Origin of the sequence: Photobacterium salinisoli (assembly GCF_003614885.1) — a bacterium.
GTDB classification, from domain to species: domain Bacteria; phylum Pseudomonadota; class Gammaproteobacteria; order Enterobacterales; family Vibrionaceae; genus Photobacterium; species Photobacterium salinisoli.
The window spans coordinates 136,671-149,009 of sequence record NZ_QZMS01000013.1; the positions used below are offsets into that span (position 1 = coordinate 136,671).

9 protein-coding genes are annotated in these 12,339 nt (G+C 50.9%); 1 reads left to right on the forward strand and 8 read right to left on the reverse strand.

The window, feature by feature from the left end:
* Positions 1–128 precede the first annotated feature (128 nt).
* On the forward strand, positions 129–737 hold the full coding sequence (locus D6M16_RS18475) for a TetR/AcrR family transcriptional regulator (RefSeq protein WP_120513349.1): 609 nt from the start codon (positions 129–131) through the stop codon (positions 735–737).
* A gap of 9 nt (positions 738–746) precedes the next feature.
* On the opposite strand, the gene D6M16_RS18480 is transcribed toward D6M16_RS18475, so the two are convergent.
* The 8 genes from D6M16_RS18480 to D6M16_RS18515 all read right to left on the reverse strand — a co-directional run bounded on the left by D6M16_RS18480 (position 747) and on the right by D6M16_RS18515 (position 12,327).
* Complete coding sequence (locus D6M16_RS18480; protein ID WP_120513350.1) at positions 747–1,784, reverse strand: ABC transporter ATP-binding protein; 1,038 nt, start codon at positions 1,782–1,784, stop codon at positions 747–749.
* A complete protein-coding gene (locus D6M16_RS18485) occupies positions 1,784–3,412 on the reverse strand; it encodes an ABC transporter permease (RefSeq protein ID WP_120513351.1) in 1,629 nt (542 codons plus the stop codon). The genes D6M16_RS18480 and D6M16_RS18485 overlap by 1 nt, the downstream gene beginning before the upstream one ends.
* 151 nt (positions 3,413–3,563) lie before the next feature.
* Positions 3,564–4,577 (reverse strand): Fe(3+) ABC transporter substrate-binding protein, encoded by a 1,014-nt coding sequence (locus D6M16_RS18490; protein ID WP_120513352.1) that lies wholly within the window; start codon positions 4,575–4,577, stop codon positions 3,564–3,566.
* Between the two features lie 165 nt (positions 4,578–4,742).
* Positions 4,743–5,972 carry an ammonium transporter gene (locus D6M16_RS18495; protein ID WP_120513353.1) on the reverse strand — a complete coding sequence of 410 codons (1,230 nt, stop codon included), beginning with the start codon at positions 5,970–5,972 and terminating at the stop codon, positions 4,743–4,745.
* A 29-nt stretch (positions 5,973–6,001) separates the two neighbouring features.
* A complete protein-coding gene (locus D6M16_RS18500; RefSeq protein ID WP_120513354.1) occupies positions 6,002–6,340 on the reverse strand; it encodes a P-II family nitrogen regulator in 339 nt (112 codons plus the stop codon).
* Between the two features lie 193 nt (positions 6,341–6,533).
* Entirely contained in the window at positions 6,534–6,902 is a 369-nt protein-coding gene (locus tag D6M16_RS18505) for a YacL family protein (RefSeq protein ID WP_120513355.1), read from the reverse strand.
* 353 nt (positions 6,903–7,255) lie between these two features.
* Complete coding sequence (gene acnB / locus D6M16_RS18510; RefSeq protein WP_120513505.1) at positions 7,256–9,853, reverse strand: bifunctional aconitate hydratase 2/2-methylisocitrate dehydratase; 2,598 nt, start codon at positions 9,851–9,853, stop codon at positions 7,256–7,258.
* A gap of 215 nt (positions 9,854–10,068) precedes the next feature.
* Positions 10,069–12,327: a patatin-like phospholipase family protein gene (locus D6M16_RS18515; RefSeq protein ID WP_120513356.1), complete on the reverse strand. Its 2,259-nt coding sequence runs from the start codon at positions 12,325–12,327 to the stop codon at positions 10,069–10,071.
* Between the last annotated feature and the right edge of the window lie 12 nt (positions 12,328–12,339).

A 12,339-nucleotide genomic window follows, 5' to 3' on the forward strand; every position in this document is an offset into this window, starting at 1 on the left:
AAAGTTATTGCTTCAATTATTCGAGCCATATGACACAACGGGTATAAATCAGATTGAACCAAATCCATTGCTGAGGTAGAGTTATTAAGCAAAGTGCATATAAATCGATTGGCTAGGGAATTTGTAGCATGGACACCATAGTTAAAAAAACGAGGACGCGTCTCTCACCTGAGAAACGAAAACAACAACTTCTCAAGTGTGCGCTGGAAGTCTTTGCCCGCCGAGGTATCGGACGAGCTGGACACGCCGACATTGCTGATATGGCCAATGTCTCAGTGGCAACGGTTTTCAATTATTTTCCTACCCGTGAGGCACTTGTTGAGCAAGTTCTGTCTCAGGTGGAGAAAAATTTTAATGAGCTGCTGAATCTGTGCCTGGGAGAAGAACACGATACCCTTCATAGTCACCTTAGCTGCATTACTGGCTATATGATTGATGCGGTTATCGAACAGCAGGACTGGTTAAAGGTATGGTTTGAATGGAGTACTTCTGTCAGGACTGAAACCTGGCCGCAGTTTCTTGATGCAAACCGTCCGAACCTGAAGCAACTGACTAATATCTTTGAGCAAGGCAAACAGGATGGTCAGCTAAGTACGGATATCACGTCTTATGATCTGACCTGGCTGCTTCATGGCTTATGTTATGTGCTGTATTTACGCGCCAACATTGAGCCAGACAAAAACAGCATGCAAACACAGGCCGACGCTTACATCAGCCTAATGTTCCCGCAGGCATAACTGCTGCCGTTAGCTGGCAGCAGCAAGTATCCTGGGCTGGTATAAATCCAGCTCTACGGATACGCGTTGACCTGTTTGCAGGATCATGGGGGTATTCACTATCAAGTGGTGCCCCTCATAGTCTACCGTGTAGCGACAACTGTCACCCATGAACTGCTGTTCCAGAATAATCCCTTCACCGTCTTCGGTCGGTGTCAGCTTCAGGTTCTGAGGCCTGACAAGCCACTCAACATACCTGCCTTCACCAAATGTCACGGCTTTTGCCAGATCAACACGGCCAAACGGGGTCAGCAATCCATCCTGCCCGATAGTGGCCGGCAGATAAGAACCCGCCCCCAGGAAGTCGGCAACAAAGCGGCTGCAAGGTTGATAATATAGCTCAGCTGCAGTACCAAACTGCTCTATCACGCCATTGTGCATCACTGCCAGTTTGTCAGCGAAAGCAAAAGCTTCCTCCCGGCTGTGCGTCACAAAGATCGCCGTTACCCCCTGCGCCTTGAATATTCGCCGTATTTCCCGGATCAGCCCATGGCGAACCTGAGTATCGATATTCGAAAACGGTTCATCCAGTAGTATCAGATCGGGCTCGCACGCCAGGGCCCGCGCAATCGCCACACGCTGTTGTTGCCCCCCGGATAACTGATGCGGGTAACGCTGACCAAGGTTTTCCAGCCTGACCAGCGACAGCATTTCTTCTACTTTGGTTTGCGCACTGTTTTTTTCCCAGTCCCGCAGGCCAAAGGCGATATTCTCCGCCACCGTCAGATGGGGAAACAGCGCATAATCCTGGAAAATCATTCCTATATTGCGGTTTTCCGGCGGTACCCAGCTCACTTTATCCACGACTGTCCGGCCATTGATCTGCAGCTCACCCTGCTCTTGCGGCAATAAACCGGCAATAGCTTTAAGCAGAGTCGTTTTTCCGCAGCCGCTGGCTCCTAACAAACAGATGATTTCATTGTCTTCCACCACCAGAGACAGATTTTCCAGTACGGCGTGACCGTTATAACGACAGGTCAGATTATGGACAGATAACGCATGACTCATCAGTGTGATTGCTCCAGTGAACGGTTTACGACAACCAAAGGTACCAAGCCGACCAGCACCAGCAGAATAGCCGGCATCGCGGCCAGCTCCAGCTGCTCATCTGAGGCATAATTGAAGACATAGGTTGCCAGAGTTTCGAAGTTAAATGGCCGCAGTAGCAGTGCCGCGTTCAGCTCCTTCATCGACTCAATGAAGACTAACAGCCCTGCAATCAGACAGCCCCGCCGGATCAGCGGTAAGTGCACACGGCCCAACATAGACATAGGGGCGCAGCCCATGGTCTTGGCCGCCATATCCAGCGACGGCGGTATTTTGGCCAGGCTGCTTTCAATACTGCCCACGGCAACCGCACCAAAGCGCACCACAAAAGCAAAAATCATGGCAAACACAGTGCCGGAGAAAAAGAGTCCAGGGCGTCCCCAGTCCATATATCGAGCCAAATCATTGAGCCAATGATCGGCCGTGGTCAGCGGGATCATCACACCAATTGCCAGCACTGTGCCGGGTACAGCATAGCCCATCACACTTAAGCGCATCGGTGCGATGCTGGAGCGACGGCCATCCAGACGATGATAAAAATTGACCAGCAGTGCAACAGCAACCGCCAACAGAGCAGCACTCACCGAGACAATAAGACTATTGATGCTGAACTGCCTGAACTCCGAATTCCAGCTATCGGCGAAATACTGCCAGGCATAATAAAGCAGTTGAAGGATTGGCAGAAGAAAAGCAAATCCAATCAGTCCCCAGCACCAGCTCAGTGCCAGCCACTTCTTCCAGCCAGACAAGCGGTAACGGATATCTTCATTCGGCTCACTGTGCTGCTGAAACAATTTTTGACGGCGACGACTGAATCGTTCGGCACTGATCAGCAAAAAAATGGCCAGCAGCATCATGGCAGAAATTTTTGCCGCTGCGTTGAGGTTGGAATAGCCCAGCCAGGTGTCGTACACCGCAGTTGTCAGAGAATGGACAGCGAAGTAACTGACGGTGCCGAAATCGCCCAAGGTTTCCATCGCAATCAAAGACAGGCCGACCGCGATTGAAGGCCGGGCCAGAGGCAGAGAAATACGCCGGAAACTTTCCAGCGGCGAACAGCGCAGCAAACGGGCTGACTGCAGCAAACTGGCGCTCTGTTCCATAAAAGCCGTGCGGGCAAGCAGATAGATATAAGGATAAAGCACTAAAGCCAATACCAGACACGCACCACCTAAGGTTCGGATATCCGGAAACCAGTAATCCTGATAACTCTGCCAGCCAAACCAGTCGCGCAGCAGAATTTGTACCGGTCCGGCATAGTCAAACCAGTCAGTGTAGATGTAGCCGATGATGTAGCCCGGCATCGCCAGCGGCAGCACCAAGGCCCATTGCAGCCACTTTTCACCCGGCAGCCGGCACATGGCCATAAACCAGGCGGCTGGCAAGCCAAACAACGCGGCCAAGAATGCGGTACCGGTGACCAATACCAGAGTGTTGAAGGTATAGGTCCCCATGACTGTGCTCATCAGGTGCGCAAACACCTGATCTGATTCCCCCAGTGCCGTATAGAAAATGGCTAAAATGGGCAAAACCAGTAAAACACCAAACGTCCAGCCGCTGGTTTTCCAAATAGGGTATCTGTCTTTCATTGCCGACAACTTAGTATCCTTGAGCTGACACGAGATAGCCTGCCCACCAAGGGGGCAACACATGCGTCCAAGCGGTTCGCGAAAAAAAACGCCCCCAAAGATACCAGACAATAGAGAAAAAGGGGCCTACCGACCCCTGTTTTTCTTCTACTTACAGATCAAACTGTACTTCATCCAGTAATTTGGTCGCTGCATTGTGATACTCAGCAACCTTCTCCAGTGGCAGGGTATCAGCACTGAAGTCCCCCCAGGATGCCACCAGCTCAGATCGCTCTACACCCGCTTTCACCGGATATTCAAAGTTCACTTCAGCGTACATATGCTGCGCTTTGTCTGATGTCAGGAATTCCATCAGCTTCTGAGCATTGGCTTTATTAGGCGCGTATTTAGCCATCGCCATCCCGCTGATATTGACATGGGTACCGTTAGCCTGCTGGCCCGGGAAGTTAATGTAAACCGCTTCTGCCCACGCTTTCTGGTTTTCATCACTCAGCATATTGCCCAGGTAGTAGCTGTTACCAATGGCCAGATCACACAGGCCTTCTTTAACTGCTTTCACCTGACCACGGTCGTTACCCTGAGGTTTGCGCGCCAGGTTCGCCTTCACACCTTCAAGCCAGGTTTTGGTTTCAGCTTCCCCGTAATGCGCAATCATCGAAGAAACCAGGGAAATATTGTAAGGGTGCTTACCTGAACGGGTGCAAATTTTGCCTTTCCACTCAGGTTTTGCCAGATCCAGATAATCAAAACCTGCTGGCAGACGGCCGACACGTTCTCTGGATGAGTACACACTGCGGGTACGTAACGTCAAGGCAAACCACTCATCGTCAGAATCGCGGTACTGAGCCGGAACATTCTTGTCAATCACTTCACTGTCAACCGCCTGAACCAGGCCTTTATCGCTCAATTCTGCCAGACGGCTGATGTCAACAGTCAGAATCACATCGGCCGGGCTGTATTCGCCTTCCTGTGCCAGTTTTTCAGCAATGCCATCTTTGGCGAACTTGACGTTGACCTTAATGCCGGTTTCATCCGTAAATTCTTTCAGCATAGGCTCAATCAAAAACGGTTGGCGCAGAGAGTAGACATTGACTTCTTCGGCAGCCTGAACCATTTGAGGTGCCGACAATCCCAGTAATACAGCAGAAGCTAACAGTTTTTTCATTGAGCATTCCCTTAATACAAAAATGAATGATAACGTTTATCAGTATCGCTCAATTATACTGTAGCTGCTTCAGCCAACAATGTGTTGAAACAAACGAACACAAAAAAACGCTGCCATCAGGCAGCGTTTTTGATAATTTTGTGAATTAGCTCAACTTTAAAGCAATTACTTCACACTGACAAACTCAGGATAAGCATCTATACCACAGTCATGTAAATCCATACCGGCCATTTCTTCCTCTTCACTGACACGGATCCCCATGGTCGCTTTCAGGATGGCCCATACGGCCAGACTCGCACCAAATACCCAAGCGAAGATGACGACAGCCCCCAGTAACTGAGCACCAAAGCTGGCATCTGTGTTGCTGAACGGTACAACCATCAGGCCGAAGAAACCGCACACACCGTGCACTGAAATCGCACCGACAGGATCATCGATTTTCAGCTTGTCCAGACCGATGATGCTGAAGACAACCAGTGCACCGGCAATCACACCGATAATGACTGAAGACATAGGTGATGGAGACAGCGGATCTGCAGTGATAGCCACCAGGCCCGCCAGTGCACCATTGAGAATCATGGTCAGATCGGCTTTACCCCAGGTCGTTTTACACACCGCCAGTGCGGCGATGGCACCTGCTGCGGCGGCGGCATTGGTGTTAAGGAAGATTTTACCTACAGCCGTCGCATTCTCGAAGTCGGAAATCATCAGCTGCGAACCGCCGTTGAAACCGAACCAACCAAACCAAAGGATAAAAGTACCCAAGGTCGCCAGCGGCATGTTTGAACCGGGAATCGGCAGGATTTCTCCATTTTTCCCGTATTTGCCTTTACGGGCTCCAAGAAGCAACACACCAGCCAGTGCCGCAGACGCACCCGCCATATGCACAATACCTGAACCGGCAAAATCACTGAAACCTGCGGCCGACAGGAAGCCACCGCCCCATGTCCAGTAGCCTTCAACCGGATAGATAACAGCCGTCAGAACAACTGAGAATACCAGAAATGCCCACAACTTCATGCGTTCAGCAACAGCCCCTGAAACCACAGACATGGCTGTCGCGACAAAGACCACCTGGAAGAAGAAGTCTGATTCCAGCGAGTGGTCAGCCCCTTCAGCCTGAGTACCGAACAGGGTACCAAAGGAAGGCAGCCAGCCACCTTCGCCGTTATCGACATACATGATGTTATAACCCACAATCAGGTACATGGTGCAGGCAATGGCGTACAGACAAAAGTTTTTAGTTAAAATTTCTGTGGTGTTTTTTGAACGCACCAGGCCTGCTTCCAGCATGGCAAAGCCTGCTGCCATCCACATGACCAGGGCACCTGAGATCAGGAAAAAGAATGTGTCGAGCGCGTAGCGCAGCTCTGTCACCGTTGTTGATAATTCCATGGTTGTCGTCCTCTTATCACATCTTGTTGTTATAATGCTTCTGCATCTGTCTCACCGGTACGGATACGTACCGCATGATCCAGGTCGTAAACAAAAATCTTACCGTCACCGATTTTGCCTGTGTGCGCCGCCTTGGTGATGGCTTCAAGAATGATTTCCAGGTTCTCCGCCTGGGTGGCGATTTCCAGCTTGACCTTAGGCAGGAAATCAACCTGGTATTCCGCACCACGATACAGTTCAGTGTGCCCTTTCTGACGGCCAAATCCCTTGACCTCAGAAACGGTCATCCCCTCAACCCCTACGTCCGCCAGCGCTTCACGCACATCATCCAACTTAAAAGGTTTGATTATTGCATTGATGAGTTTCATTAACCTTGCTCCTTAAACCTGTGCATCCCTAACATACACAGGTTAATAAACAAGCTTCGTGCCAACTTTAAAAACCCTTTATAAACAAAATCTTAATATGAGAAGACAAAAATTGTATAAAAAAACCGCACCATGGTGGTGCGGTTAATTCCCCGAAAAGAAGCAAAGCAGGAATTTACACTGGATCTGACGCTTATCGTCCGCGGGTAAATGCACGCCAAGCATGCAAGACTTGTTCAAGATCCTCGAAGCCACACAGGGAAACTGCTTCATCGTCATAATGACTCATGTCTTCATCAAGCTGATCTTCATCTTGAAAAAACAGATAATTAGCCTGAACTATGGCTTCGTTATCTTCCAGGATCAGTGTCATTTCTTCCCCGCTTAACCGCCACTCGCTCGTGGTGCCCTTTAGTGCACCAAGTTGATTCAGGATCAAAGCTATCTTTGCCTCATCAGCCTGCACTTCTTCCACCAGCCAGCGGCCGAGGGCTTCATGACCCATAGAAAAAACCACATGATAGCTGCCATCCAGCATGTTTTTCTTAAATTCGTAGTCCATACCTGCCCTTTATTATTGTGATTAGTTATTGGTGATTAATTTTTGATGATTGGTGTCTGCCGTCAGGCGCCGTCTTACTTAACTATTGTCCGCATACTGCATTCAGTGAAGGAAGCCGGAATAATTCCGCCGCGCACCTTGTCAGGAACCCGGTAAAAATGCAACCTGAAGCCGCTATCAGCTGTCTTTAAGGCGTGAGTAAGGAGTCGCACACTTGCCGTGTAACCGTCGCTGGCGGGCTTAGCAGACAAACGGCGAAACGTAGCGCAGTAGAAAAGACATAAAGACAAAAAAAGACAGGGAGCCACTGGCTCCCTGTCTTGTTCACTCGCAGTTATCCTGGTCGGGTATAATTACACCGCAGCCTGGATAATCACTTCATCAGCACGCTTGGTGTACTGACCCATGCGGTGGAAGTTCAGATAGCGGTAAGTATCTGCTGCCGTTGCATTAATCTGCTTAGCATACTCCATGTACTCTTCCACAGTCGGGATGCGGCCCAGAATAGCACCAACCGCTGCCAGCTCAGCTGAAGACAGGTACACATTGGCACCGGTACCCAGACGGTTAGGGAAGTTACGGGTAGAAGTAGACATTACAGTCGCTTTGTCAGCCACACGTGCCTGGTTACCCATGCACAGTGAACATCCCGGGGTTTCAATACGGACACCGGCACGGCCGAAGATACCGTAGTAACCTTCCTCTGTCAGTTGATCACGGTCCATCTTAGTCGGTGGAGCAACCCACAAACGCGTGTTCAGCTGACCACCAAATTTATCCAGCAACTTACCGGCTGCGCGGAAGTGACCGATGTTGGTCATACAAGAACCGATGAAGACCTCGTCGATTTCCGTACCCTGAACCTCAGACAGCAGGCGAGCATCGTCCGGATCGTTAGGTGCACACAGAATAGGCTCTTTGATCTCAGCCAGATCGATTTCGATCACGTGAGCATATTCGGCGTCTTTGTCTGCTTCCATCAGTGACGGGTTATCCAGCCATTCCTGCATTGCAGTAATGCGGCGCTCAATGGTACGACGATCGCCATAACCTTCCGCGATCATCCACTTCAGCATCACAATGTTGGATTCCAGGTACTCAGCCACAGATTCCTGCGACAGTTTCACTGTACAACCCGCCGCACTGCGCTCTGCCGAGGCATCAGACAGCTCGAATGCCTGCTCAACCGTCAGGTGCTCAACACCTTCAATTTCCAGTACGCGGCCGGAGAATTCGTTGATCTTGCCGGCTTTCTCTACGGTCAGCAGACCTTGCTTGATACCGTAGTAAGGGATGGCATGCACCAGATCACGCAGCGTGATACCTTCTTGCATTTCACCCTTGAAGCGCACCAGGATAGACTCTGGCATATCCAGCGGCATCACGCCGGTTGCCGCTGCGAACGCCACCAGACCAGAGCCTGCCGGGAACGAGATCCCCAGAGGGAAGCGAGTGTGCGAGTCACCACCGGTACCGACAGTATCAGGCAGCAGCATACGGTTCAGCCAGGAGTGGATCACACCGTCACCAGGGCGCAGCGAGACACCGCCACGGTTCATGATGAAATCAGGCAGGGTATGGTGGGTGTTGACATCCACTGGCTTAGGATACGCCGAGGTGTGACAGAATGACTGCATGGTCAGCTCAGCAGAGAAGCCAAGGCAGGCCAGGTCTTTCAGCTCATCACGGGTCATAGGACCTGTGGTGTCCTGAGAGCCCACTGTGGTCATCTTAGGCTCACAGTAAGTGCCCGGACGGATACCTTCAACGCCACAGGCTTTGCCGACCATTTTCTGAGCCAGGGTAAACCCTTTACCAGAATCGGCCACTGGCTGCGGACGACGGAATACCGTCGACGCTTCCAGACCCAGACATTCACGGGCACGGTCAGTCAGACCACGGCCGATGATCAGCGGAATACGGCCACCGGCACGCACTTCATCAATCAGCACATCGGTTTTCAGCGAGAAGGTGGAGACCAGTTCATCACTGCCGTGACGACGCACTTCGCCTTTGAATGGGTAAACGTCGATCACATCGCCCATGTTCAGCGCTGTCACATCCACTTCAATCGGCAATGCACCGGCATCTTCCATAGTATTAAAGAAGATAGGCGCAATCTTACCACCCAGCACATAACCGCCGGCACGCTTATTCGGGACATTCGGGATGTCGTCGCCCATGAACCAGAGTACAGAGTTAGTCGCCGATTTACGGGATGAACCCGTACCGACCACGTCACCCACATAAACCAGCTGATGCCCTTTTTCTTTCAGAGCTTCAATTTGTTTTACCGGGCCGATGGAACCAGCTTGATCCGGCTCAATACCGTCACGTTCATTTTTCAGCATCGCCAGCGCGTGCAGAGGAATGTCCGGACGGGACCAGGCATCAGGTGCCGGCGACAGGTCATCGGTATTGGTTTCACCGGTCACTTTAAAGACGGTCAGGGTAATTTTTTCAGCCAGCTCAGGCTTAGACAGGAACCACTCGGCATCGGCCCAGGATTGCAGCACTTGCTTGGCGAAGTCGTTGCCGGCTTTTGCTTTTTCTTCGACATCATAGAAAGCGTCGAACATCAGCAGTGTATGAGACAGGGCTTTAACCGCAATCGGTGCCAGTTCGGCATTGTCTAACAGGCTGATCAGGGGCTCGATGTTATAACCACCCTGCATGGTACCCAGCAGTTCAGCCGCTTTTTCTTTGCTGACAATAGGAGAAGTCGCTTCACCTGTGGTAATCGCGGCCAGAAAGCCTGCTTTCACGTATGCGGCTTCATCAACACCTGGCGGGATGCGGTTTTCCAGCAGGTCGACCAGGAAGGCTTCTTCGCCTGCAGGTGGATTTTTCAGAAGTTCAACCAGAGCAGCAGTTTGCTCGGCATCCAGAGGCTTAGGGACAATCCCTTCAGCAGCACGCTCTTCGACGTGTTTACGGTAGGCTTCAAGCACGACATATTCCTCATTTTTCGGTTTAGCCAACCGGCTAAACATCCTTGGAAGTGATTGCCCTCTCCGGTTATCTCGCACGCATTATGCTTGACTTGATTCAGACCTTTTTGGCGTGCAGGAGAGACCAAAACCGGTTACGGAGCATACCATTTTTAACTAAACATTAAAATCAGGCGGACTTTTACAACATTCACAAAACAGGAAAAATCCCGGTATTACAAGGCTCCTCCAAAAAACAGATAGAATGAGCTTAAATCTTCTTCCGTTCTGCCATAAGCCAGAATGAATGGCCCGAATGGCGTGGTAATACCCGTAAATATGCTACCTGCATAATATCCCGGTATATCGGAGACAGACAGATTGGAATTATTGAACACGCCGCCCCATTCGACAGAGCCGCCCAGATACACAGCTGAGTTAAACAGACCAAAATCGTTATCCAGCAAATGGTAACGGTACACCAGGGCAGAAAAGACTTTATTGTTACCCGACAGGCTGTTTTTCGGTATGCCGGATAAGTTCAGGAAACCACCCAGTTCTTTGGGATCAAGCCGTAAGTCTTCGTCGGATTGCACGTTGCCGTATTCCGCCTTGCCCATCACAGTATGGCGGCCAAGGGTATACGCCCCTTTCCAGCCCAAATCAAAATGCAAAGAAGTATCTGACCTTTGCTCACCCTGAAAACGCTCACTGTCATCCGAAGAGGCGACCTCGGCAAGAAAAAAGTGGCCGTTGTTCGGCAGAGTGAAATCATCCAGGGTATCAAGGTTGTACCTCAGATAAAGACGCCGGCTGTTACGATCCTGATCGCCCAGATTCAGAATACCGGGAAATTGTGTTTTTCCGTCACCAAACAGGTAACCCAGTCTGAATTCCTGCCACAAGGCAGGCTGCCAGCCCAGCGAGCTGTCGATATTGACATCAATAAAACGTGCTGCAATAAAGTCATCAATGTTCTTCAGGTTCGGTTCTTCCCCCGAAACCGCGAGATAGGTATTGGTCACATCGTACTCGATCCCCATCACCGCGAACCATTCCTGATCGCTGCTAAAAGGCACATACAGTTCACTGGCGACACGCTTATCTGAACCATATTCGAGCTCGTTACGCCACTCGGCCCCGGTTTCTGACAGGCCGGTCGCGGTTAATCCCAGCCCAATGGAAAAATCGGTATTATTGGCAAAGTCATCTTCTAAGGCGAAACGCATATCGATAAAATTAGGCCCCCAGCTTTTGGCCTTTACTTCAAAGATCAATATATGGCGGTTGCCTAAACGCTCAAATCTGTAATCCACCCGTTCAAACCTGTCCAGCGCATACAGATCACGCACACTTTGCTCCAGCTGCTCGGTGTTGACCCTCATGCCGGGTTTCAGTTGCAGACGATCTAACAGGACTTCATCGGCATAAGGGCTGTTATTGAGCAATTCAATTTCGTCAATCCGGCCTTCTTCCAAAAATTCCAGCTCGCGCCGGGCTGCCTGTTTGTCATCAATATATGCCTGATAAGTACTGGCGTTGCCGAGTTCTGACAGCTGGAAACGCACGGCCTGCACACTGTGATAGCCGCTGTCATAGGCTTCCGGCATTCGGTGAAAGTCTGTGGTGCTGATGCCGCGAACATCCGGACGCAGCAATAGGTCGGTATCGGACAGCTGCGATTCCTGACGAGCAGAATTATCCCGCACCATAAAATCGGTCAGCTGATCCATGACCACCAGGTAGTCGGTCAGCTCATCGGCGGTTTTGAAATCGTTACTGATATCAACCGCGATCACCAAATCGGCGCCCATCTCCTTCACGACAGAAATGGGCAGGTTATTCGTGATGCCGCCATCAACCAGCATTTTGCCTTCCAGCATCACAGGCGGCAGCAAACCGGGAACAGACATACTCGCCTGCATCGCCTCGGCCAGATCGCCGCCGGACAACACAACAGGTTTAAGGTTTTCAATATCAGTGGCAACCGCACGGTATGGTACAGGCAAGGCATCAAAGCTGGCCATCCAGGGCAAATTGCCGGATGTGGTACGCAGTATCTCGCCCATGGTTTGCCCCTGTACAAACCCTTTCGGCACTTTGATTTCCCAGAATGTAAACCCCAGATCCGTCACTACCTGGAACCTGTCCTCTTGCTGCTTTTCACGTACCCGCCGCTCACTGCGCTGCACTCTGTCCTCATACCCCGACTCCCAGTCAACGGTGTTGAGAATGGCTTCAACCTCATCGGCGCTCATACCTGAGGCATACAGCCCCCCGACATAAGCGCCCATGCTGGTCCCCACAATGTAATCCACCGGGATCTGCAGCTCTTCCAGCGCCTTCAGCACCCCGACATGGGCCGCCCCTTTGGCACCGCCGCCGCCGAGAACAAGTCCGACCTTCAGGCGTTCAGCACTTTTTTGCTCCGCCTTCACTAAAGCTGAAGCAAATACGGCCGATATCACAATAAACAATGCAATAAAACGAAACATCCTTTTAGAAAC

What these genes read in the sequence shown, in the direction of transcription:
- D6M16_RS18475 (WP_120513349.1), top strand. Translation starts at nt 129, where the DNA reads ATGGACACCATAGTTAAAAAAACGAGGACGCGTCTCTCACCTGAGAAA.
- D6M16_RS18480 (WP_120513350.1), bottom strand. Translation starts at nt 1,784, where the DNA reads ATGAGTCATGCGTTATCTGTCCATAATCTGACCTGTCGTTATAACGGT.
- D6M16_RS18485 (WP_120513351.1), bottom strand. Translation starts at nt 3,412, where the DNA reads ATGAAAGACAGATACCCTATTTGGAAAACCAGCGGCTGGACGTTTGGT.
- D6M16_RS18490 (WP_120513352.1), bottom strand. Translation starts at nt 4,577, where the DNA reads ATGAAAAAACTGTTAGCTTCTGCTGTATTACTGGGATTGTCGGCACCT.
- D6M16_RS18495 (WP_120513353.1), bottom strand. Translation starts at nt 5,972, where the DNA reads ATGGAATTATCAACAACGGTGACAGAGCTGCGCTACGCGCTCGACACA.
- D6M16_RS18500 (WP_120513354.1), bottom strand. Translation starts at nt 6,340, where the DNA reads ATGAAACTCATCAATGCAATAATCAAACCTTTTAAGTTGGATGATGTG.
- D6M16_RS18505 (WP_120513355.1), bottom strand. Translation starts at nt 6,902, where the DNA reads ATGGACTACGAATTTAAGAAAAACATGCTGGATGGCAGCTATCATGTG.
- D6M16_RS18515 (WP_120513356.1), bottom strand. Translation starts at nt 12,327, where the DNA reads ATGTTTCGTTTTATTGCATTGTTTATTGTGATATCGGCCGTATTTGCT.